The sequence below is a fragment of the Glycomyces algeriensis genome, assembly GCF_027622855.1.
Lineage (GTDB): Bacteria > Actinomycetota > Actinomycetes > Mycobacteriales > Micromonosporaceae > Glycomyces > Glycomyces algeriensis.
In genome coordinates this window covers 17225-39619 of record NZ_JAPZVR010000016.1, presented here as the reverse complement: position 1 = coordinate 39619, position 22395 = coordinate 17225, and the positions used below count along the sequence as shown (strand labels likewise).

Genomic DNA, 22395 nt, shown 5'->3' with positions numbered 1-22395 from the left:
ATGGCCGCGCGACAGCAGTTCCGGCAGGTCGGCTCGGCCCGACCCAGCCACCTCATGTTCACCGGCGGCATCGGCGGGATCGTCGACCTCCCGAACTTCGCCGCGCTCGTGGGCGGCCTCGACGACTGGGAGCCGTTCTACCGCAACAGCGACGTGCGAATCGTGCACGAGAAACGGCTGCTGGAGCTGACGCGGAAGCGCCTCTCGCAATCGGTGCGGGAGCTGCGGCTCATCCCGCTGTCCGACGACGACGACCGAGCGCTCGTCGGGGTACCGGTGCGAGCCTTCCCGTCCTGGTTGCGCTGCACCAGATGCAACCTGCTCGCCCCGGTCTGGGGCGAGGCCTTCACCTATGTCAACTACAAGCGCACCCGCCCTGATCTGGCGGTGTTCCAGCATCAGAACTGCGGCGGCCGCCGCGGTCTGGACGCGAAGGCCGTCCCGGCCCGGTTCGTCGTCGTCTGCGACGACGGGCACCTCGACGAGTTCCCGTACGAGCCGTTCGTGCATCGCGGCAGCGCCTGCCCGAAGGCGGAGTACCCGATCCTGGAGATGGTCGACCGAGCCGGGAACCGCCAGGTGGACGTGCGCATCACCTGTAAGTCCTGCAATGCGGCGCGCAACCTCAAGGACGCCATGGGCGACACCGGACGCGGCGAGCTGCCGAACTGCCGGGGCCGGCACCCGCACCTCCACGAGTTCGGCGAATGCCGGGCGCCGCTCCAGACCATCGTGGTGGGCGCGTCCAACCTCTGGTTCCCGCAGACGGTTTCGGTGCTCTCCGTCCCGCCCGACGACGAGGACCGGCTGCGCGGACTCGTGGCCGAGCACGAGGAAGTCCTCAGGGAGACGGTGTGGAGCGTGGACGCCAAGACCCTTGCAGGGCTGATGCGCCACATGCCCGCGCTCAAACCGTTCCTGGACTTCGAGCCCGAGCAGCTGCGGGCGGCGATGGACGCCCACGTCCCGGCTTCCGACCAGAGGGAGGCCGGCGACCTCCAGGCCCCGGAATGGAAGGCGTTCACCGCTGAGAAGCTGCCCGCGAACGAGTACTTCACCGCCGTGCGCGACTCCGAGGGCGTGCCGGACCCGCTCAAACCGTATTTCACCGATGTGGTGCAGGCCGAGCGGCTGCGCGAAGTGCGGGCCTTCCACGGGTTCACGAGACTCGACGCGCCCGACCCCGAGGACCCCGACCTGGTGCCGGTCGCGCGGATCAGCCGCGGTGAACCCACCTGGGCCCCGGCCAGTGAAGTGTTCGGCGAGGGCATTTTCCTGCGCCTGAACTCGGATGCGTTGCGCACCTGGGAAGCCCGGGTCGCCGACGAGGAGGCCGTGGAGCGGCTCCAAGCCGCCTGGCGCAACTTCCGCGGACGCCGGCGCTCGCGCCGGCGCGGCGGCGAGTTCGACCCCATGGCCGGCTGGCCGGGCATCGGATACGTCGTGCTGCACACCCTCTCGCACCTGCTCATCCGGGCGATCGCGCTCGAATGCGGCTACAACTCGGCCAGCCTCTCCGAACGGATCTACTACGACGGGAACGACCGGGCCGGCCTGCTCATCTACACGGCCGTCCCGGACGCCGAAGGGACCCTGGGAGGTCTGGTGAGCCTCGCCGAGGCGGGATCGCTGACACGCATCGTCGGTAGGGCGTTGACCGAGGCCGGCCGCTGCTCGAGCGACCCCGTGTGCGCCGACCACCTTCCGGCCGACCCGGCCGACTCACTCCACGGCGCCGCCTGTCACGCGTGCCTGTTCGTCTCCGAGACCACCTGCGAGCGCGGGAACCGCTTCCTCGACCGCCGATTCGTCACCGACCTCGGCGACGGCCTGAGCTTCCTCGAGCCGTGGCGATGAGCGCGCAAGATACGCTGCGGGCCAAGGCGACCGAGCTCCTCGAACTCGTCGGACCGGTCGCCTTGGCCGACCAGGCCGGCGCCATCACCGACGGCACGCCGCCTTCGATCGTCGCCGAGCGGCTCGGCAGGCCGGACGCGGCGCCGGTCATCGCGGCGGTCGCCGAGGCCGCCCGCAGCTGCGGACCCGACCGGGCCGAGGCCTACCTCGAAGGGCTCGCCGACGGCCACGCCCTGCGGCCGCAGGACATCGAGACAGTGTGGACCGGCCCCGCCGTGCACGGCGTCCCCGTCCGATCCACCCAACTCGCCCTGCTCAACCTGGTCGGAGGCAGCACACGGGAACTCTGGCTCTCCACCTACTCCGCGAAACCCCATGCGCCCCTGCTCGAAGCGATCGAGCGGGCCATGCAGCGCGGAGTCAGCGTCGCCATCGCGATCGAGATCCTCGCCGGCGCAGGATCGGCGATCTCCGGGTCCGAACCGGCCGCCGCCTTCGCCCTCCTCAAAGGAGCGAAGCTCTACACCTGGCCCGTGGCATCTCGACCCTCGGACGCGAAACTGCACGCCAAACTCGCCCTCGCCGACGCCACCACCCTGCTTGTGACCAGCGCGAACTTCACCACTTCAGGCTTGGAGCGGAACCTCGAGGCCGGGCTTCTGGTGAAAGGCGGGTCGGCGCCCAAGCGTGCCGCCGAGCACCTCAAGGCACTCGTGCGAAGCGGGCACCTCACGCGAATCTGACCCGTCGAGCGGCGCCTCCGTCGTGCCGTCCGCCGCGACGGGTCTGCGGAGACGGCCGGACCTCAGGGCTCGAGCCGGGCTCAACGCCACTGGATGAGACCCCGAGGAGGCACGCCCGGATGCCTGTGGAGATAGTGCGCGTACATGATGTCGCCAGCGACGGATTCGCTCGTCCAGCCGGTGTTGTAAGAGCATTCGCCGCAGAACCGGCGGAACTTGAAGTTGGACTTCCAGACGGCGCGGGAGATCGCGATGATCGGGAACAGCACCACCGAGGCCATGCAGAGCACGCAGAGCAGATTCTCGATCACCGCCGCGCCTTCCTGAGCGTCCGTGCAGGGGCACCGGTGCTCGCGCATCCGCCCGCCCCGAACCCCGGCCGAACCGCCGTTAAAACCTCCACGCAGTTCACCCCTCGTGTCGTCGCAGCCCGTATGCATCGATTCTATGGGCCGGAGTCCACTGCGGGTGGTGCGGTGACCACTGCGGTTCATGTTGCGGCCGTTGGCCTGAGCGCTTCGAAGGGCGCGGCGTCGCGAGGGCGCGGGAGGGTTTACCCCGCACTGCCGCGCCCGGTCATGTCGCGCGCTTGCTAAGGGCGCCAGGCGGGGTTGCGGCCGGTGAGGGCCAGGAGGTGGTCTTGGGGGGAGGCGTCGGCGGGGAGTGCGACGACGGGGGCGTAGATGCCCTCGCGGGCGGCCTGGTCGTCGGAGTCCTGGCCGGTGAAGGCGGTGAGGGTCTCGATCACGGCCGGGTCGAGGGCGTAGGGCTGGCCGGTGGCGGCGGCGAGGTCCCAGCCGTGGACCGCGACTTCGTTCAGTGCGACGAGGCCCATGATCGAGGCCGGGAGGGTCACGCCGCCGGCGAGGGACTCGCCCTCCCAGGCGGACGGCTCGCTCCAGGCGTCGGCGAGCTCGGCGAGGCGGTGCGCGAGTTCGTTGCGCCACTGGGGATCCAGGGTTGTCGGGGGCTCACCGGGCGGGGCGTCGTTGTGGGGGCCGGTCTCGCCGCGGGCGGCCGCGGTGAAGGCCAGGCACAGGCCGATCAGGTGGTTGAGCAGCTGCGCCTGCGTGTAGTGCCCGCACGGGGTGGCGTCCTCGAGGCGGTCGTCCTGTACACGGTCCAGCAGGGACGCCACCTGGCCGGTCACCGCTTTGAAGTCGATCATCTGCGCTCCTTCGATGGTTCACGAATGGAGACGACGCGGATCGCCCGGATTCATCGGGGCAGCGGGCCGGGGCCCGCGGCGACTGCCGCGGGCCCCGGTTTCCGTGAGGGGTCAGGGGGTGCTGATGGCCGGGAACGGGTAGCTCGTGACGTCGCTGCCGATGTAGAAGCTCGGGTGCGGCGGCTGGTTGTACGCCGTGTTCTGCCAGGCGATCGCCACCCGGTACTGCGGGTCGTGCATGAGCGTGGCGATGCGCAGGTTGGTGGTGGAGGACGTGGCGTAGATGCGCAGCGCACTGTTGTCGCTGGTGCGCCAGACGACCTCTTCGCGCCAGTCGCCGAACAGGTCGGCCGAGAGGCCCGGTGTGGACTTCGTGCCGTTGTTGGTCGCGACGCCGGAGGCAGAGAGGGCCGTGCCGGACGGGTAGTTGGTGATCTGCGTGCCGTCGAGCAGCTCGCGCTCGCCGTCACCGTCCCACCAGGACAGGAAGTTGATCGAGGCCGGCTTGGCGCCGATGTTCGAACCGGAGGCGTTGAGCAGGCCGCTCACGTTCGACGACCAGTACTCGGCGCCGGGGTTGCTGCCCAGCACGTTCGCGGCCACGCCGCGGCCGTTGTCGCCGCTCGCGCCGGTCTGGAAGAGGATCGAGCCGTTCGAGCCGTTGAGGCTGGACGACGGCTGGCTGGCGCTCTCGTGGACCATGAACACCTCCTGCCCGGCGCGGCTGGGCACGAGGTCGCTCACATGCAGCGCGTCGCCGTGGCCGAACCCGGTGTTGTACAGGGCCTGGCCGTTCGAGCCGACCGCCATCGCGCCGAAGACCACGTCCTGGCGGCCGTCGCCGTTCAGATCGGCGATCGAGAGGCTGTGCGCCCCCTGCCCGGCGTACTGGCTGCCGGCGCTGTTGGAGTCGAACACCCAGCGCGACACCAGGTCCGTGCCGTTGAAGTCGACCGCCCAGATGACGCTGCGCGTGTAGTAGCCGCGGCTGAAGATCATCGACGGGTGGGTGCCGTCCAGATAGGCCGTTCCGGCGAGGAAGCGGTCGACGCGGTTGCCGTAGTTGTCGCCCCAGTTCGCGACGGTGCCGCGCGGGGGCTGGTAGTCGATCGTGTCGAGCACGGCCCCGTTGGCGCCGTTGAAGATCGTCAGGTACTCCGGCCCGGAGAGGATGTAGCCGCCGCTGTTGCGGTGGTCGGCGCTCCCGTTGCCGATGACCTGCCCGGTGCCCGAGACCGTGGCGTCCGCGGTCTTCATCGCGATCTCCGCGTCGCCGTCCGAGTCGTAGTCGTACACCTGGAACTGCGTGTAGTGCGCCCCGGCCCTGATGTTGCGGCCCAGGTCGATCCGCCACAGCCGCTGGCCGTTGAGCTTGTACGCGTCGATGTAGACGTTCCCGGTGTAACCCGACTGCGAGTTGTCCTTCGCGTTGCTCGGGTCCCACTTGACGAGGTACTCGTACTGCCCGTCGCCGTCGAGGTCGCCCACGCTCATGTCGTTGGCGTTGTACGTGTACGCCTCGCCCGAGGGGGTGGTGCCGCCCGCGGGCCGCTGGATCGGGACGTCCCGGTAGCCGCTCGAGTTGAAGACCGCCTCGGCTCCGACCTGGGTGCCGACGGTCCCGCCGTTGACCGCGGCGACGGTGTAGGTGCCGCTGCCGCCGGAGTCGAGGTAGTTGGTGGCGCCGGTGATCGGCGAGCTGTTGAGCAGGGTCCCGTTGCGGTACACGTTGAACGCCGTGTTGGCGCTGTCGGTGCCGAGGAGCCGCCAGCTGACGAGGCTGCCCCCGCCGGACGGCACCACGGTGACACCGCGGCCGAGGTCCTCCATGATCGGCCCGGTCTGGGCCGTGCCGCCGTCGGTGAGCTCGACGTAGTCGATGTTCGCGAGCCCGGCGGCCGCGGTGGCCTCGAGGCGGACCGTGTTGCTCCCGGTGTTCACCGGGATGGTGACGGTCTTGGTCGACCAGGCCGTCCACCCGCCGGTGGCGGCGAACGCGCTCGCCGACTGCACCGTGGCGCCGTTGACCAGGATGTTGGCCGAGCGGGTGTCGGTGCCGCCGTGGGCGTACCGGATCGCGAGGGTCGCGGTGCCGGCGCTGGAGGCGTTGACGGTGAACTGGGCCGAGGCGCCGACCGCGTTGTTGGAGTTGCAGAACCCTGAGCCGGAGTACCCGGCGTGGTTCGTGTCGATGGTGCCGTTGCAGACGGCGGGGGAGCTCTCTGCCTCGTAGCGGACGGTGGCCGCGTTCGCGTTGGTCATCGCGATGAAGGTCGCGGCGGCGGCGACCAGGCCTATGGCCGCGGCCGCCGGGGCCCGCAGGCGCCTGGCCCGTCGGGCGTTGGACTCGTTCATGTTCACTCCGTATCTGGTGAGGGGCACCGGCCGCGGGCGCGCGAAAGGGCCGCGCGGAGGCGCGCATTGGCACAGGGTGAGGCGGCGGGCGACGCGGCGTGCCGGAGCGCGCGACCGCCTGCATTGACATCGAAACATTGAATTGAATCGATATAATGGCGTTGAGTCAGAATAACCTGAAAGCGCCATCAAGGCAATGGGGGGCTAGAGCCGAAGGCCCGGCTCGCGCCGCAGGTACTCGCCCGGCGTGAACCCGAACGCCTCCCGGAACGCCCCGATGAACGCGCTCGGGCTCGCGTACCCGCACGCCCCCGCGATCCGCGTGACCTGGTGCCCCTCCGCGAGCAGCACGAGCGCGTGGTGCAGCCGGAACTGCCCGCGCCACTGCGCGAACGTCATCCCCGCGTGCTCCCGGAACAGCCGGCTCAGCGTCCGCTCGGACGCGCCGACCGCCATCCCCAGCTGCGCCAGCGTCCGCCGGTCGGCCGGGTGGTCCTCCAGGAGCGCGACCACCTCCCGCAGGCGCGGGTCCGGCAGCGCGGGCAGGAACCGCTGCGGCGCTTCGACACCGCGCAGCAGGTCGAGGACGACCCGCTCGAGGCGCCCCCGGGTGCCCGCCTCGAGCCCGGCGTCGTCGGTCAGGCACGTGACCGCCTCGCGCAGCAGCGGCGTGAACGCCAGCACCGTCGGGTGCCCGATGAAGGGCCCCGGCCCCTCGGGCGCGAAGAGGATCGCGCGCATCTCCGTCGACCCGCACGCGCGGTGCGCATGGTCGCGGCCGGCCGGCATCCACACGCCCTGCGAGGGCGGCACCACCCACACGCCCGAGGCCGTGAACACCCGCAGCACCCCGCGCCGCGGGTAGATCAGCTGGTGGCCGTCGTGGCGGTGCCAGTCGATCCGCTCGAGATGCGTGAGCATCCTGATGGGCCTGCTCGGAATGACGTGGCCGTCTGTCGACATAACTCGGCAGAATACCGTTAGCCGGAGGCGGCGGCGAGTCGGAATCCTTGGCGCATACGGACAAGGAGCACCCAGCATGGCCCAGACCGCCGCCCCGCCCGAGACCCCCGAAGCCGCCCAGTCGCCGCTGCGGCGCATGTGGCTGTGGGGCACCGCCCACGCCGTCGACGACCTCTACCAGGGGCTCGTGCCCGCCGTCGTGCCCTACTTCGTGTTCGACCGCGGCTACGGATACGTCGCCGCCACCGGCCTCACTCTCGCCGCCGCGCTCGGCGCCTCGATCCCGCAGCCGTTCTTCGGCGTCCTCGTCGACCGCCGCCGCCTCGACTGGTTCGCGCCCGCCGGGGTCGCCCTCGCCGGGCTCGGCCTCGGCCTGGCCGGGCTCGCCGGACCGTACCCGCTGGTCCTCGCGCTGCTCTTCCTCTCCGGCCTGGGCGTCGCAATGTTCCACCCGGCCGCCGGCAAAGGCGCCCGCGAGGCCGCCGGCGACAGCGCCGCCGGCATGAGCATCTTCGCCGCGGGCGGCTCCGTGGGCTTCTTCCTCGCCCCCGTGCTCGCCACGCCCGCGCTCATGGCGATGGGCGTCGGCGCGACCGCGCTGTTCATCCCGCCCGCGGTCCTCATCGCGTTCGTCATGCTCCGCCACCGCACCCGCACCGCCGCCGCGGCACCCAAGGCCCGCACCGGCCGCGACCGCTGGGGTCCGTTCGCGGTCCTCACCGGCATCGAGGTGGTCCGCTCGATCCTGTGGGTCGGGATCATCACCTTCATCGAGCTGTACTGGATCCGCCACCTCGGCGCGAGCCACGCCGTGGGCGGGATCGCCTTGGCGGGCTTCATGTTCGGCAGCGTCGCGGGCACCCTCCTCGGCGGGCGCCTCGCCGACCGCTTCGGCGCCGTCCGCACCACCCGCATCGGCGGGGTGCTCATCGTCCCGCTGCTCGTGCTGCTGCGGTTCACCACGGACGAGTACGCGGCCGTCCTGGTCGTGCTCGCCGTCGGCATCGCGATCAACATCCCGTTCGCGGTGCTCGTCAAGCTCGCCCAGGACTACCTGCCGACCCGCCCCGGCACCGCCGCGGGCGTCACGCTCGGCCTGGCCATGAGCGCGGGCGGCCTCTTCGCTCCCGCGTTCGGGCTCGTCGCCGAGCACCACGGCCCCGAAGGGGTCTTCACCCTCCTCTGCGCGGTCCCGCTGGCCGCGGTCGTCCTGGGGCTCTTCCTCAAACGGCCCTGAGCGGGGGGCCGAGGCCGCCCCGGGCCTAGAACTCGGAGCCGTTGTCCTGCAGCCACTGCGCGAAGGACCGCGCCGGACGCCCGGTCACACGCTCCACATTGTTGTTCACGGTGGCCGGGCGGTCGCCGAGGTTCGCGGCGACGTCGAGGAGCGAGGCGAACATCGCCTCAGGGAACCAGTCCGGCCGGCTCGCCAGGGCCTCATCCCGGGTCAGCTCCTCGACCGCGATCGGCTTGCCGCGCGCGGCGGCGATCTGCGCGACGACCTCGCGCTGGCTGAGGGACTCGGGACCGGTGAGGATGATGCTGCGGCCTCGGAACCGCTCGCTCACCAGGAGGTCGGCGGCGACCTCGGCGACGTCGCCGAGGTGGATCGGGTTGATCCGCCACTCGGGGTGGGCGATCGCGACCTTGCCGGCGCGGATCTGCGCGGACCAGTCGCGCGCGGGGTTGGTGGCGAGCCAGGACGGGTAGAGCACGGTGTGCCCGAGCCCGGAGTCGCGGACGGCGGCCTCGATCGCCAGGTGCGCGGCGCCGATCGGGCCGGCGTGCTCGACCGGGTCGTACGCGGCGGGGGAGGAGAGCAGTACGACGTGCTCGACCCCGGCTTCCACTGCGGCCGTGAGGAATCCGCCGATGTCGCCGAACGTGGGGTAGAGGAACGCGGTGCGCACGCCCTTGAGGACGGTGGCGTCGGGTGCGGTGAGATCCAGCGCGGCGGTCTCGACGCCGTCGGGGACGTCGAGGCCGGAGGTGTCGCGAGCCGTGGCCCGCACCTGGAGTCCGGCCGCGGCGAGGGCGGCGGTGAGGCGGGAGCCGATGTTGCCGCGGGCCCCGGTCACGAGGATGGTGCCGTCGAAGTCGGTCATTGGGTGTCGCTCCTGGTCGGTGGGTGTGCGTCGGGCATGCGAGCGAGGGGCGCGCGCCGCGCCCTCGGGTAGCATGAACCTGGAACCTATTTGCTTTGCAAGCAAACATTATTTGAGTACAAAGGTAATCTGGAGGCGTGCCCGTGTCAAGTCCTGGGAGCACCGACGATGCGATCCGCGAGCTCCTGCTGCTCATGCCCCGCATGGTCGGGCGGGCCAAGCGCCTGCCCGTGCCCGAGCGGGTCCGCAGTCTCGAGCTGAGCCCGCGCCACCTCTCGCTGCTCGCCCTACTGCTCTTCGACGGCCCCGCCACCGTCAACGACCTGGCCGTACGCCTTGAAGTCGCGCCCACCACCGTGAGCCTCATGGTCGCCGAGCTCAGCCGCAAAGGCGTCCTCGAGCGCCGTGAGGACGAGGCCGACCGCCGCCGCCGCATCGTCAGCATCACCGACGAGGAGCGGGGCGACATCGAGGCCTGGCTCGCCGGCAGCGCCGCCGCCTGGCGCAAAGCACTGGCGCCCTTGACGAACGAGCAGCGCCGCCGCTTCGTCGACACGCTGCTCGCCTACGAGCGCGCCCTGGAGGAACCCGGCTCGCCGTAATGGCGGCCGCGCGGTTGTTGGATTCTCCGGTTTGCGGCGTTCGGCGCAGCATCGCGTTTGCACTGGTAACCGCATTCTTGTTACGGCAAGCGCTTCATCGTCATTGTGCAAACGCATTCCTGAAACGCACTCGATCCAACGTATTGACACAACACACTACGCGGGTAAACATTATCGTTCAGGAGCGGCGAACGCGGCTCCAGCGCCGCGGCACCGGTGCGGGCCGACGGGCAATGCCGAAGGGGGCATGGTGAGCGAAGCGGCGATACTCTGCGACGACCGCGGCGTGCGACTGGCCGCGACCGCGCGTGTGCCCACTCGCAGCCCCGCCGCCTACGCCGACCTGCTCGTGAAGCGCCTCCACCGCCACGCGGTGGTCGAGCCCCTCCCCGGCGGCTACCGCCTCGTCTTCGGCATCGGCGAAGTCCTGCTCGTCATCGAAGGGGAGACCTTGGCGCTCTTGGTGAGCGCCGACGCCCCCGCCGCCCTGGCCCAGCTCCGGGACGCCCTCGGCACCCAGCTCGAACACGTGGGTCGGCTCGAGCACCTCCGGGTCGCCTGGCGCTGACTTCCCCGCCGCGCCAAGGCCCCAGTCAGCCCGTTCTGCGCGGCGGCGCGGTCGACTCGCGCACCACCAGGCTCGTCGCCAGCTGCACGTGGTGCGAGTCGGGGACCTTCCCGGCGGCGAGGTCGAGCACGGTGCGCGCGGCGACGCGACCCATCTGCCGCAGCGGCTGCTTCACCGTGGTGAGCGGCGGCTCGATCCACATCGCGTTGTACGTGTCGTCGAAGCCCACCACGCTCAGGTCGCGGGGGACCTCCAGGCCGCGCTGGCGGGCGGTGCGGATGACCCCTACGGCGATGCTGTCGCTCGCGGCGAAGATCGCGGTCGGCGGGTCGGCGAGGTCGAGCATCCGATTCGTCAGCACGGCACCGGTCTCGGCGTAGAACGTGCCCGCGCCGGTGAGCGCGGGGTCCACTTCGAGCCCGGCGGATTCGAGCGCCTCGCGGTAGCCGTGGAGGCGTTCGCGCGCGGGCAGCGATCCGGCCGGGCCGCCCGCAAAGCCGATCCTGGTGTGCCCCAAGTCGAGCAGGTGCCGCGTGGCCTGCACGCCCCCGGCCCAGTTGGTGGCGCCGAGGCTCGTGACGCGCTCGTCGAGCGGATTGGCCGGGTCGATCACGACCAGCGGCAGGCCCAGCTGGTCGCACATGTCCATTTCGGCCGTGGTGAGCTGCGCGGTCACCAGGACCAGGCCCGCGGCGCCCTGCGCGGCGATCGCCTTGATGCGGTCGACGCCGATCGGGTCGTTCTGCCCGGGCGTCTCGGCCTCGAGGGAGCTGGTGACGGTCTCGACCCCGAGCTCCCTGCCGCCGCTGATGATCCCGTCGAGCACGTACACGGCGTACATGTTGAGGAGCGTGTCGAAGACCGCGTGGATCGTCTGGGGCGCTGGGGACTCGCGCGGGCCGGTGCTCGGCACGTACTCGAGTTCGGCGATGGCGTCGCGCACGGCCTTGCGGGTCTCGTCGGCGACGCCGGGGCGGCCGTTGAGCACCTTGGAGGCCGTGGCCTTGGAGACGCCCGCGCGCGCGGCCACCTCGGTCAGCGTCGCCCGGGGACGGTTGCCCATCAGCTGCACCTCTTCAGATCAAGTGCGGCCATTCTAGCCAGAACTGGAAACAGTTTCCAAACGGAAGCCCGAAACTCTTGGAAACAGTTTTGGACCCGGGGCTGGTGCGACTGAGGGAACTGTACCCGGAGGGGCCTGGCGTGACGCAAAGTCACGCATCGTTTCTATTGCGACACAATGGACTTGCCTGTCTATAATGACGCGGTCCTCCGGCGGGGAGCCCTACCCGGGCCGCCCCGCCGACCCTGTCGACAACAAGGAGACCCCGTGTCCTTCAAGGAAGGCCAGTCGCGCCGCATCCTCGCCCGCGTGGCCGCCGTCGCGGCGGCCGCCGGACTGGGCGTCGCCGGCCTCGCCGGCTCCGCCTCGGCCGACATCACCATCCAGCAGTACGTCGCCCTCGGCGACTCGTTCGCCTCCGGTGTGGGCGCGGGCGCCTACGCCGACGACGGCACCGACTGCTACCGCTCGGACAACGCCTACGCGAAGCAGGTCAACGTCGAACTCGGCGAGCGCCTCTGGTTCGAGGCCTGCTCGGGCGCCCGGGTCGAAGACGTGGTCGCGAACCAGCTGAACCACCTCTACCGGGTCAACACCGAGCACGTGACCATCGGCGTCGGCGGCAACGACGCCGGGTTCTCGTCCGTGCTGGGCGCCTGCGCCGGCACCGACACCGCGCTGTGCAAGACCGCGATCACCAACGCGCGCACGATCATCACCGACTCCCTCCCGGCCGAGCTCGACGACCTCTACACCCAGGTCGAGAACCGGGCGTTCTCCGCCGAGATCGTCGTCGTCGGCAACCCGCGCCTGTTCAACGAGACCGCCTGCGCCGGCGCGCTCGCGATCACCCCGGAGGAGCAGGCGCTGCTGAACGACGCCGCCGACCTGCTCGCCGAGACCACCGCCGCCGTCGCCGCCGACCACGGCTTCGACTTCGCCGACCCGCGCGCCGCCTTCGACGGCCACGGCGTGTGCTCGGCCGACCCGTGGATCCTCGGCTACACCGGGACCCTCGAGTCGTTCCACCCGAACGCCGCCGGACAGGACGCGTACACCGACGTCGTCCTCCCCGCGCTCGCTTACTAAAGCAACCGGAACCGGCCCCGCGGGAGTCTTCCCTCGGGGCCGGTTCGCATTCGCGGGTCGGCGTTCACCTCCCACACCCAGGGGACGGGCCTCCCGGGCCCGACCCGATCAGAAGGAGACCCATGAACCGACACTCCACCAAGCGCATCGCGCGCACCCTCGCGGCCGCGGCCGTCGCCGGCATCGCCGCGGCGTCGTTCGCCTCCCCGGCCTCGGCCGGCAACTCCTGGTCGCCGCGGTACGTCGCCCTCGGCGACTCGTACGTCTCCGGCGTCGGCGCGGGCGACTACGCCGACGACGGCACCGACTGCTACCGCTCCGCGAACGCCTACCCGCAGCTCGCGGCCGAGGCGATGGGCGCCCGCCTGTCCTTCGACGCCTGCTCGGGCGCGCGCGTCGAAGACGTCGTCGCCGAGCAGCTCGGCAACCTCACCTGGCGCACCCGCGAGGTCTCGATCGGCGTGGGCGGCAACGACGCCGGGTTCTCCTCGGTCCTCGCCGCATGCGCCGGGACCGACACGGCCCTGTGCAAGACCGCGATCACGAACGCCCAGGCCGTCATCACCGGCTCGCTCCCGGCCGAGCTCGACGACCTGTACACCCAGGTCGAAGGCCGCGCGCTGTTCGCGGACGTCACCGTCGTGGGCAACCCGCGGCTGTTCAGCGGCACCAGCTGCTCCGCCACCCTGGCGATCACGCCCGAGGAGCAGGGGCTGCTGAACGAGACCGCGGACCTCCTCGCCGAGACCACCGCCTCGGTCGCCGACGAGCACGGCTTCGCGTTCGCCGACGTCCGCGACGCCTTCGCGGGCCACGAGATCTGCTCCGCGGACCCGTGGATCCTCGGCTACACCGGCAACATCGAGTCCTTCCACGCGAACGCGGCCGGCCAGGCCGCGTACGCCGAGGTCGTCACCCCGTACCTCGAGGACTGCTAAAGGGAACGCCGCACCGGCCCCGCGGCCGGTGCGGCGCTCCGGCACAATCCCGGTATGCCCAGACGCTCACGCCCGACGCGCTCCTGCCCGTGCGGCTCCGGCGCCGCGTACACCGCCTGCTGCGGGCCGCTCCACGCCGGCACCGCGAAGGCCGCCACCGCCGAGGCCCTCATGCGCTCCCGCTACAGCGCCTTCGCCCTCGGCGACGCCGCCTACCTGCTGCGCACCTGGCACCCCGCGACCCGGCCCGAGCACCTCGACCTGAAGGACGACGGCCGCCGCTTCACCAGCCTCCACATCCTCGAGACCACCGGCGGCTCCCCGCTCCACACCCAGGGCACCGTCCGCTTCCGCGCCGACTACACCGACGCCGACGGCCCCGGCTCCCAGACCGAGCACAGCGAGTTCGAGCGCATCGGCGGCGACTGGATGTACGTCGACGCGCTCGGCTTCTCCTGACCGGCGCAATCAGTCCGTCGAACGACTTGTCGATCGATTGACAGGTGTCTAACCTCGTCGGGTGAGCCTCCCGACTCCACCACCCGCCAAAGACCGCCGGGTGCGACGAACTCGCGCCGCCCTCCTGGGCGCCGCGACCGCGCTCGTGAGCGCGCGCGGCACCGCGAACGTCCCGGTCTCCGACATCGCCGACGCGGCCGGAGTGAGCCGCCAGCTCGTCTACCTCCACTACGGCGACCGCGACACCCTCCTCCTGGAAGCGGCCCTCGACCTGGCCCGCCGCGACCTCGCCGAACCCTGGGAGGACGCCCCCGGCGAGGCCGTCGGACGCGACCACGCCCTCGCGGTGGCCCGCCACTTCGCCGCCCACCAAGGCTTCTACCGGGCGATGTTCGCGACCGCGAGCGCCTTCGCCCTCAACCAGGTCGTGAGCGGCCTCCTCGCCCCGCTGCGGCGCGAATCCCTCCTCGCCCGCTTCGGCGGGACCGTCCCCGACCGCACGGTCGACGACCTGGCCGTGTTCGTCACCGGCGGCGGCGCGGCCCTCATGGCCGCCTGGCTCGACTCGGGGGAGGACCCGCTCGACCCCGAGGCCATGGCCGACCGCCTCCAGTCGATCGGCCGCCTCCTCACCACCGCCCTCGAAACGCACGCGGCCCGGAACTGACGGGCTTCTCGCCGACCCCGCGAAGGCGGCGGACCCGGCGGCCCCTCGGTACGATGAGCGGCGAGGTAAGACCCGAGGAGCGCTGATGGACGAAGACGGACTCAAGTCGGTCGCCATGCTGCTCCAAGCGCGGGGCGAGATCGAGGCCCGCATCGCCGACATCGTCGGCCGCCCGCTCGCGCACGGCCACCTCTCGGACTGGATCGCCGCCCAGGTCTTCGACATCGAGCTCGAACCGGGCGGGGACCACGTCGTCGACGGCTGGTTCCGCAGCGGCCCGCTCGCCGGGCGCACGGTCAACATCAAGCACTACACCCGCCATGAGGGCCTGCTCGACGTGGTCGAATCCGACGAGCTCGAGCACTACCTGGTCATGACAGGCCCGCGCACCGCCGCCAGGCCCGGGACGCACCGGCCCTGGAGCATCGACCACGTCTACCTCTTCGACGCCTTCGAACTCACCCAGGCCCTGCACGCGTACATGCGGCGCATCGGCGTCGCCACCAGCGTCCGCGCCGAGCACTGGCACGCCGCCGAGGTCTACCCCCGTGCGGCCCACGCCGGGTACCGGCTCAGCCGCGTCCAGGCCGCCGCGCTCGCGGGGTTCTCCTCCACGCCCGCCAGGTGACCGCCCGGGGTTCCCTTGCGGGCCTTCCCATGCCCCGGCGGCGTCCCGCCCCGGGAGCGCCGAATCGGCCGCGCCGTGGCGGTGATCATGCTTTGGTCGAGGTCACCGTCGTCAGGGTGGTCGTGACAAACGGGGCATGCGGCCGTTAGGATGCGGGCACTGGAGGGATGATGTCAGCCCTGCAGTCGTGATGATGGCAATCTGACGGAGGAAGCGTTGCTCGATATCAGCCCACTCACTTGGGCCGGAACCATCGGCCTCATCGTCGTCCTGCTGGCGGTGGACCTGATCCTCGCAGCAGTGCGCCCGCACCACGTCGGGTTCAAAGAGGCCACGGCCTGGTCGGTCTTCTACATCGCCATCGCGATCGTCTTCGGCATCTGGTTCGGCAGCCAGTACGGGAACGCCGCCGGCACCGAGTACTTCGCGGGCTACATCATCGAGAAGAGCCTCTCGGTCGACAACCTGTTCGTGTTCGTGATCATCATGAGCACCTTCGCGGTACCGGACCACCACCAGCACAAGGTCCTGACGTTCGGCATCGTGCTCGCGCTCATCATGCGCGCCATCTTCATCGCGCTCGGCTCCGCGCTCATCAACTCGTTCTCGTTCATGTTCCTGGTGTTCGGCCTGCTGCTCGTCTACACGGCGATCCAGCTCTTCCGGCACCGCAACGAGGACCCCGACGTCGAGTCGAACCTGATGGTCCGCGGCGCGCGCCGCTTCCTGCCCATCACCGAGGACTACGTCGACGGCAAGCTCATCACCAAAGTGGACGGCAAGCGGCTCTTCACGCCGCTGTTCATCGTCCTCATCGCCATCGGCAGCGTCGACCTGCTCTTCGCGCTCGACTCCATCCCCGCGGTCTTCGGCGTCACGCAGGAGGCGTACATCGTCTTCACCGCGAACGCCTTCGCGCTGCTGGGCCTGCGCGCCCTGTTCTTCCTCGTCAAGGGCCTGCTCGACCGCCTCGTCTACCTCTCGGCCGGCCTGGCGATCATCCTGCTGTTCATCGGCGTCAAGCTCGTCCTCCACTGGGCCCACGTCGACATCAACACCGCCATCCCCGAGGTCTCGACGCCGGTCAGCCTCGCGGTGGTCATCGGCGTCCTCGTCATCGTCACCGTGGCCAGCCTCATCAAGACCCGCATGAGCCCGGAGGAGAAGGCCCACGCCGGCTCGCTCTCGGCCACCAAGAAGAAGGAAGACGGGCAGTAGCAAACGCGAAGCGGCCCGGATCGTACCTCCTATTTCCTATAGGAAATAGGACGATCCGGGCCCTTCTCGCGTCCGGAGCGGTTGCGCTACTTGCGTCGTGACAGAACCAGCAGGATCACGAGCAGCGGGATCGGCAGTAGGAACGCCTCCCGCAGCCCGATCCGCCCGTCCAGCCAGCCCAGCGCCGCGGGCGCCGACAGGATCGCCGCACCCGAGGCCAGCGACCCGATCGACGCCGAGTGCCGCCCGCTCAGACCCGGGATGCCCACCAAGCGCCCCAGCATGATCGGGTACAGCGGCGCGATCCCCAGACTCGCGACCGCGATCCCGGCCGTCACGGTCACCGGGTCCTGCCCCAGGTACACCACCACCGTGCCTGCCGCGATCGTCGCCAGCGCCGCGGGCTCCGCCCACGGCCGGTCCACGAACCGCGGCCCCACCAGGCGACCCGCGGCCATGCCGATCCCGAAACTCGCCCCGAGCGCCGACGCGGTGCCCAGCGCGACCCCGGTGTCCACCAAGCGCGCGACACTCCAGATCGAGAAGCAGAACTCGATCCCGACGCAGAGGACGATCCGCGACCACGCGAGCGCGGCCGGACCGACCGGCACACCGCCGCCGGTGGCGACGGCGTCGTCCGGCGGGCCCGCCACAGTCCGGTGCAGGGCCCCCGCGCACAGCACCGGGACCGCACTCAGCAGTGCCCAGCGGCCGGGCACGCCGACCGATTCCAGTGCCCCGAACGCCAGGGGCGCGCAGACGCCGGCGGCGCTGGCGAGCCCGACCATGATCGTGATCCGCTTCGCCGCCCCGGGCCCGCGCAGCAGTGACGGGGTTGCGAGAGCGACTGCAGCGCAACCGAATCCGACGAGCACCGAGCCGGTGCCCGCGAGGAGAAGTTGGGGTGACGCGGCCATGACCACCGCGCCGACCGCGATGACGGCGCACGCCAGCCGCATGACCAGGCCGGCGCCCGCGCGGAGTACGGCCGGGCCGGCCGCGGCGGCGAGCACGAGGCCGGCGCCGAAGGTCATGGTGAGCCAGACGAGTTCGCCGCGGGGCCGGTCGAGTTCGGCGGCGATCCCGGCCAGGTAGGGGCCGTAGGAGCTGACGAGCAGGCCGAGGCCGATCTGCGCGAAGGCGACGACGCGGCTCAGGTCGCGGGTGGCCGCCCGCTGCGCCTCGGTGTCAACGGCCATCGGGCACCAGCAGCTCCGCGAGGTGTCCGAGGTCGGTGAGGCGCACGTCGGCGTCGAGGCCGCGCAATGCGGCGGTCATCGCGCCCGCCGCGCGGCCCGCGGCCAGGCCCGGTTCGGAGTCCTCGACGACGAGGCACGCGGCCGGGTCGACGCCGAGTGCCTTGGCGGCCAGCAGGTATCCCTCGGGGTCGGGCTTGCCGCGGGCGACGTCCTCGAACGTGAACAGGAGCGGGGGCCGGATGCCGGCGGCGGCGAGCCGGGCCTTGGCGAGCCGGTCGTCGGCGCTGGTCACCACCGCCCAGGGCAGGCCGATCCGGTCGAGTGCGGCGAGCAGTCGTTCCGCACCTGCGGTGGGGACGACGTCGGCGAGGTCGTCGTATTGGAGCTCGAGCTGCCGGGCGGCGGCCGTCTCGACCTGCGCGGGGTCGAGGTCGGGGCGGAGGCGGGCGGCGGTGACGGTGGCGGGGCTGCCGTGGGCGTTCGCGAGGGCGAGCGCGGGGTCGACGCCGTACTCCGCGGCCCAAGCGGCCCAGGCGCGTTCGACCGCGCCGTCGGAATCGACGAGTGTGCCGTCCATGTCGAGCAGGACGGCCTCAGGGGTGCTGTAGCTTCGCATGAAGCCCTCCGGGGTAGAAATAAACTCGTAACGCGAGGATAATTCCTGGAGGTCCCCGAGTGCAAGCCAGAACCCCTGCTCCCGCAGACGACCCGGGCCCCGCCAAAGTCGGGCGCGCCGAGGCCGCCCGCTGGAGCGGCGCGCTCGACCTCCTCAAGCTCGTGCGCTCCCGGCCCGGCGTCACCCGCGCCGAGGCCGCGCGGGCCATGCACGTGGGCAGCGGCACCGCCACCGAGATCTCCGCGCGCCTGCGCGCCCTCGGCCTCCTCGCCGAGGCCCCCGCCCCGCCCACCGGCCGCGGCCGCCCCACGACCACGCTCCACGCGCACCCCGACGGGCCGCTCGCCGCCGTCGTCGACCTCCGCTTCGCCGACTGGGTCGTCGCGATCGCCGACCTCGAAGGGACCCTGGTCGACACGACCACCGGCCGCCACGCCTCGAAGCGCCCCGAACGGGTCTTCGCGGACATCCGCGCCGCCGTGGGCGAACTCGCGGGCCGCTACGACGACCGGGTCCAGGCGGTCTCGATCTCCGCCACGGGCACGGTGCGCCGCAACGCGATCGTGCAGTCCAGTGTGCTCGGTTGGCGCGACCTCGAAGTCGAGCCGCTGCTTCCCGGTGTGCCCCAAGCGCTCGGCAACGACGCCACCCTGGCGGGCCTGGCCGAAGCCCGGCTCTCCCACCCCGGTCGGAGCGTCCTGTTCCTGACGATCGAGGTCGGCATCGGCGGGATCTTCGTCGACGAGGGCCACGCGGTCACCGGCGCCACGGGCGCGGGCGGCGAGTTCGGCCATGCGCCCCTGGGCGATCCGCTCGTAGCGTGCCCGTGCGGGGCGCTGGGCTGCTGGGACGTGGCGGTCGACGGCCGCGCGGTCGCGCGCCTGCGCGGCGAGGCCGAACCGGAGGACCCCCGCGCCTACCTCATCGAGGCGCTGGTCGACCCCGGGTCCCGTGCGGCGGTGGAGGAGTGCGCCGCCGTGCTCGGCCGGGGCACGGCCGGGCTCGTCAACATCCTCGACCCCGAGATCGTCTGCCTCGGCGGCCTCGCCCCCGAACTGCGCCGCGCCGCGCGCGAACCGTTCGAGGACGCGTACGGCAACGGCCTCATGGGGTTCCGCCGCGACGACCCGCCCCGCGTGCTCCCCTCCGCCCTCGGCCCGGACGCCCCCATCCTCGGTGCCGCCGAGGCAGCCTGGGACATGATCCTCACCGAGAACGGCATCGCCGCCTGGACCGAACGGCACGCCGAGTAGCTCAATCGATCGCCCCGCCGAGGTCGGCGACCTCGCGCACGGCCCCGGCGACGGCCTTGAAGTCCTTCTTGAGGATCAGGTCGTGGTTGCTGGCGACCTTCGCGAACACCTCGATGTTCGGGTTGCGCTCGACGACCTGGTCCAGGCTGGCGCGGATGAGCTCCTGCTCGTCGCCCTTGCTGCCGAACGACGCGCCCGAGGCGAGCACGTACCGGGTGGGGACGGTGATCGCGTCGAGCACCGGACCGAGGTTGCGCGCCAGGGAGATCCTGCCCAGCTCGATGTTGCACTCGGCCTGCTGCGCGGCGCTGAGCTTCGGCGTCAGACCGGTCGGGCGCAGGATCGCGGTGACCGGGCGGAGCCGCTTGAAGAGCTTGCGGATGCGGATCTCCATGGCGTCGTCGAGCCAGTCGTGCGGCTGCGCGCCGTCGACGGGCACCGCGCCGATGCAGCGCTCGGGGTTGCGGCTCGCCCAGTGCGCGGCGACGAACGCGCCGTACGACCAGCCGACGATGAGCACCGGGCCGGTGACGCCCCGGGCCTCGAGCACGGCGTCGACGTCGCGGACGCACGCCTCGAAGGAGTAGTCCGAGGAGCGCTGCGACTGCTTGCCGCGGGCGCGCTCGTCGAAGTTGATGTGCCGGAAGCCCGAACCGAGCTCCTCCACGACGTGCTTCCAGTAGCCGAGGGTGGCGAACTGGCCGTTGCAGTAGACGACGGGGACGCCGTCGCCCCCGGTGTCGGTGACGTAGAGGGCGGTGTCTTCGACGGGGACCAGACCGGACCAGGCGGTGTCGGTGACGCTCATCGTTCGTGTCCTTCGCTGAGAGGCGTTGCTGGGCGGGTGCTCCCGCTGTGCCCCTAGACTGCGCGCCGGACCTGTCGCGCCCCTGTCGTAGTGCTGACGCGCCTCACCAGTGCCGGTTGCAGCACTCGACATGCAGCTCAGCGTAGGTGCCGGACCCGTAGCGGCCCATGCCGATCTCGGCGCAGCAGTGCGCCTCGGGCTTCTTCGCCAGCATGGCGGGGGCCTCCTCGGCGAGTTCGCGCAGATGACCGCCGGCGCGTTCGAAGGCGATCCGGCTGCCGACGACGAACAGCGTGTCGGCCGCGATGGTCGCGGCGAGATGGTCACGGAACTCGCGATGGAACTGCATTTCCGCAAAGCCCGCCTCAGGCGCGGGCAGCGCACCGGCGGGCAAGGTGACCTTGTGGGCCTTCGGCTCCGCGAACCGTGAGCGGACCCGCTTCCACTCGGACACGCGGAGACCCAGGCTGTGGTGGAGCAGCACGAGGTCGAGCCGGCGCGCCCCGGGGGAGGAGCCGCAGTCGACGGCGCCCGTCCGCAGCGGGAGCCAGACCAGGCTCCGGGGCGACCGGGCCGCGAGCCACCAGGCGATCGCGAGCTCGACGCTCGCGGCCCTGTCGACGGAGAGCTGGCGTCCCGCGCGGTCCTCGTGCAGCACCGCGTGCGCGGGAGGACGCTCGGGCCGGATCACGCGGTAAGCGGTCGGACCCAGCCGGGCCGTCCCCACGAGCGTGCGCCACTGCCTTCCCGCGATCCGCACCGGACTCCTCCCCGCACCGCCCCGGACGGGCGCCACCGCACGAGTATGCCCAGCGTGACCGCTTGGGGGCCAGCGGGTTTCGTGGGCTAGACGGCGGCCTTCTCGCGGGGTTCGCGCGCCGGGTCGTAGACCGGGACCCACTTGGCGAGCCAGGCCGCTCCGAACCAGGTGATGAGCCCGAGCGCGATCGCCGCCGCGCCGAGCGGGAACACGAGCGAGACCAGGCTGATGAGGCCGGGCCCGGCGACGCCGCCGAGGTCGCCGCACAGCCGCCAGCCGCCGAGGAACTGGCGGCGGCCCTCGTCGGGGGCCACGTCCGCCCCGAGGGTGAGCACGATGCCGGAGGAGATCCCGTTGCCCAGGCCCATGAAGCACGCGACGAGCCCGATCGCGACCGCCGTTCCGGACATGGGCAGGAGCAGGAATCCGGCGCCCATGACGAGCATCGCCGGCAGCGCCACCCACATCCGCCCGAAGCGGTCCATGATCGCGCCGCCCGGGTAGAACAGCAGCATGTCGACCCCGGCCGCGATGCCGAAGATGAGGCTCGTGGCCGTGGCGTCCAGGCCCTGGTGCTCGGCCCACAGCGGGATGATCGCCTGCCGCGAGGCGCGGGCGATCACGATGAGCAGGACCCCTATCCCCAGCGTGGCGAGCACCCGGCGGTGCTCGGCCAGCACGGACCACATGCTCCGCTTCTCCGGAGTCGTCGTCGTGCGGGACGCGGGCAGGTCGGGGAGCGCGAGGCTGAGGAGGCCGCCCGCGAGGCTGGTCGCTGCGGCGAACGCATAGGTGGCCCCGAACGAGTGCTGCTCGATGAGGAACGCGCCCACGAACGGCCCGATGAACCCGCCGATGCGGAACGTGCCGCCCAGCGTCGACATGGCGCGGGCCCGGAAGCCGGCCGCCACCGCCTCCGAGAGGTACGCGTGCCGGGCCAGCCCGAACACGGCCGCCGACATCCCGATCACGAACACCATGGCCGAGAGCACCAGGAGCGAATCGGTGCGCGACGCCGCGATCAGCGCCGCGGCCTCGACCACGCACGCGGCGAGCAGCACCCGCTTCTCGCCGAACCGCTGGGCCAGCGCCCCGGCCGGGAGGTCGCCCATGAGCTGGCCGAAGCCGATGAGCCCCACGATGATCGCGGCCTGCGTGACGCTGGCGCCGAGGTCGAGCGCGGAGAGCGCCACGAGCGGCATGACCGCGCCCATCCCGACCGAGATGAGGATGGTGGGCCCGTAGATCGGCAGCGCGAGGCGTCGCAGGCGGATGGACGAATCGGGCGCGGACACGTTCGCGAACGTACCAAGCGGGCGTGATGATCACTCGCGTC

The 22395-nt window shown here is 71.5% G+C and carries 23 protein-coding genes; 12 read left to right on the top strand and 11 right to left on the bottom strand.

Annotated elements, in window-relative coordinates; all coding sequences use genetic code 11:
* Together drmB and drmC are read left to right on the top strand one after the other, a co-directional pair.
* On the top strand, positions 1-1857 hold the full coding sequence (gene drmB, locus O2L52_RS21205; RefSeq protein ID WP_270118050.1) for a DUF1998 domain-containing protein: 1857 nt from the start codon (positions 1-3) through the stop codon (positions 1855-1857).
* Positions 1854-2600 carry a DISARM system phospholipase D-like protein DrmC gene (gene drmC, locus O2L52_RS21200; RefSeq protein WP_270118049.1) on the top strand — a complete coding sequence of 249 codons (747 nt, stop codon included), beginning with the start codon at positions 1854-1856 and terminating at the stop codon, positions 2598-2600. Before drmB ends, drmC begins: the two co-directional genes overlap by 4 nt.
* Before the next feature lie 80 nt (positions 2601-2680).
* Here drmC and O2L52_RS21195 read toward each other — a convergent pair whose 3' ends face one another.
* From O2L52_RS21195 to O2L52_RS21180, 4 genes are all read right to left on the bottom strand, one after another.
* On the bottom strand, positions 2681-2911 hold the full coding sequence (locus tag O2L52_RS21195) for a hypothetical protein (protein ID WP_270118048.1): 231 nt from the start codon (positions 2909-2911) through the stop codon (positions 2681-2683).
* 281 nt (positions 2912-3192) lie between these two features.
* On the bottom strand, positions 3193-3768 hold the full coding sequence (locus tag O2L52_RS21190; RefSeq protein ID WP_270118046.1) for a TIGR03086 family metal-binding protein: 576 nt from the start codon (positions 3766-3768) through the stop codon (positions 3193-3195).
* A 111-nt stretch (positions 3769-3879) separates the two neighbouring features.
* Positions 3880-6123: a rhamnogalacturonan lyase family protein gene (locus O2L52_RS21185; protein WP_270118045.1), complete on the bottom strand. Its 2244-nt coding sequence runs from the start codon at positions 6121-6123 to the stop codon at positions 3880-3882.
* 204 nt (positions 6124-6327) lie between these two features.
* The gene (locus tag O2L52_RS21180) at positions 6328-7086 is read right to left on the bottom strand and encodes an AraC family transcriptional regulator (RefSeq protein WP_270118044.1); all 759 of its coding nucleotides are present in this window, start codon (positions 7084-7086) and stop codon (positions 6328-6330) included.
* 76 nt (positions 7087-7162) lie between these two features.
* On the opposite strand from O2L52_RS21180, the gene O2L52_RS21175 reads away from it, so the two are divergent.
* The gene (locus O2L52_RS21175; protein WP_270118043.1) at positions 7163-8323 is read left to right on the top strand and encodes an MFS transporter; all 1161 of its coding nucleotides are present in this window, start codon (positions 7163-7165) and stop codon (positions 8321-8323) included.
* 25 nt (positions 8324-8348) lie between these two features.
* Here O2L52_RS21175 and O2L52_RS21170 read toward each other — a convergent pair whose 3' ends face one another.
* Positions 8349-9191 (bottom strand): NAD(P)H-binding protein, encoded by an 843-nt coding sequence (locus tag O2L52_RS21170; protein WP_270118041.1) that lies wholly within the window; start codon positions 9189-9191, stop codon positions 8349-8351.
* Between the two features lie 194 nt (positions 9192-9385).
* On the opposite strand from O2L52_RS21170, the gene O2L52_RS21165 reads away from it, so the two are divergent.
* Both O2L52_RS21165 and O2L52_RS21160 read left to right on the top strand, forming a co-directional pair.
* A complete protein-coding gene (locus tag O2L52_RS21165) occupies positions 9386-9793 on the top strand; it encodes a MarR family transcriptional regulator (RefSeq protein WP_373897072.1) in 408 nt (135 codons plus the stop codon).
* Between the two features lie 247 nt (positions 9794-10040).
* Complete coding sequence (locus tag O2L52_RS21160; protein ID WP_270118039.1) at positions 10041-10361, top strand: DUF2218 domain-containing protein; 321 nt, start codon at positions 10041-10043, stop codon at positions 10359-10361.
* A 25-nt stretch (positions 10362-10386) separates the two neighbouring features.
* On the opposite strand, the gene O2L52_RS21155 is transcribed toward O2L52_RS21160, so the two are convergent.
* A complete protein-coding gene (locus O2L52_RS21155) occupies positions 10387-11424 on the bottom strand; it encodes a LacI family DNA-binding transcriptional regulator (protein ID WP_270118038.1) in 1038 nt (345 codons plus the stop codon).
* A 267-nt stretch (positions 11425-11691) separates the two neighbouring features.
* Here O2L52_RS21155 and O2L52_RS21150 point away from each other — a divergent pair, with 267 nt between their 5' ends.
* From O2L52_RS21150 to O2L52_RS21125, 6 genes are all read left to right on the top strand, one after another.
* Positions 11692-12513: an SGNH/GDSL hydrolase family protein gene (locus tag O2L52_RS21150; protein WP_270118037.1), complete on the top strand. Its 822-nt coding sequence runs from the start codon at positions 11692-11694 to the stop codon at positions 12511-12513.
* Between the two features lie 122 nt (positions 12514-12635).
* Positions 12636-13451 carry an SGNH/GDSL hydrolase family protein gene (locus tag O2L52_RS21145; RefSeq protein ID WP_270118036.1) on the top strand — a complete coding sequence of 272 codons (816 nt, stop codon included), beginning with the start codon at positions 12636-12638 and terminating at the stop codon, positions 13449-13451.
* Positions 13452-13505: 54 nt separating this feature from the next.
* Complete coding sequence (locus O2L52_RS21140; RefSeq protein WP_270118035.1) at positions 13506-13910, top strand: YchJ family protein; 405 nt, start codon at positions 13506-13508, stop codon at positions 13908-13910.
* 100 nt (positions 13911-14010) lie between these two features.
* A complete protein-coding gene (locus O2L52_RS21135; RefSeq protein ID WP_270118034.1) occupies positions 14011-14577 on the top strand; it encodes a TetR/AcrR family transcriptional regulator in 567 nt (188 codons plus the stop codon).
* A gap of 85 nt (positions 14578-14662) precedes the next feature.
* Positions 14663-15205 (top strand): hypothetical protein, encoded by a 543-nt coding sequence (locus tag O2L52_RS21130; protein ID WP_270118033.1) that lies wholly within the window; start codon positions 14663-14665, stop codon positions 15203-15205.
* 216 nt (positions 15206-15421) lie between these two features.
* On the top strand, positions 15422-16423 hold the full coding sequence (locus tag O2L52_RS21125) for a TerC family protein (RefSeq protein WP_270118032.1): 1002 nt from the start codon (positions 15422-15424) through the stop codon (positions 16421-16423).
* A gap of 86 nt (positions 16424-16509) precedes the next feature.
* On the opposite strand, the gene O2L52_RS21120 is transcribed toward O2L52_RS21125, so the two are convergent.
* Both O2L52_RS21120 and O2L52_RS21115 read right to left on the bottom strand, forming a co-directional pair.
* Positions 16510-17622: an MFS transporter gene (locus tag O2L52_RS21120; RefSeq protein WP_270118031.1), complete on the bottom strand. Its 1113-nt coding sequence runs from the start codon at positions 17620-17622 to the stop codon at positions 16510-16512.
* Positions 17612-18238 carry an HAD-IA family hydrolase gene (locus O2L52_RS21115; RefSeq protein WP_270118030.1) on the bottom strand — a complete coding sequence of 209 codons (627 nt, stop codon included), beginning with the start codon at positions 18236-18238 and terminating at the stop codon, positions 17612-17614. Before O2L52_RS21115 ends, O2L52_RS21120 begins: the two co-directional genes overlap by 11 nt.
* Before the next feature lie 59 nt (positions 18239-18297).
* On the opposite strand from O2L52_RS21115, the gene O2L52_RS21110 reads away from it, so the two are divergent.
* On the top strand, positions 18298-19491 hold the full coding sequence (locus tag O2L52_RS21110) for an ROK family protein (RefSeq protein ID WP_270118029.1): 1194 nt from the start codon (positions 18298-18300) through the stop codon (positions 19489-19491).
* A 1-nt stretch (position 19492) separates the two neighbouring features.
* Here O2L52_RS21110 and O2L52_RS21105 read toward each other — a convergent pair whose 3' ends face one another.
* From O2L52_RS21105 to O2L52_RS21095, 3 genes are all read right to left on the bottom strand, one after another.
* Positions 19493-20299, bottom strand: a complete 807-nt coding sequence (locus tag O2L52_RS21105) for an alpha/beta hydrolase (protein ID WP_270118028.1) — start codon at positions 20297-20299, stop codon at positions 19493-19495.
* A gap of 103 nt (positions 20300-20402) precedes the next feature.
* Entirely contained in the window at positions 20403-21059 is a 657-nt protein-coding gene (locus O2L52_RS21100; protein ID WP_270118027.1) for a hypothetical protein, read from the bottom strand.
* 86 nt (positions 21060-21145) lie between these two features.
* On the bottom strand, positions 21146-22354 hold the full coding sequence (locus O2L52_RS21095) for an MFS transporter (RefSeq protein WP_270118026.1): 1209 nt from the start codon (positions 22352-22354) through the stop codon (positions 21146-21148).
* Positions 22355-22395 lie beyond the last annotated feature (41 nt).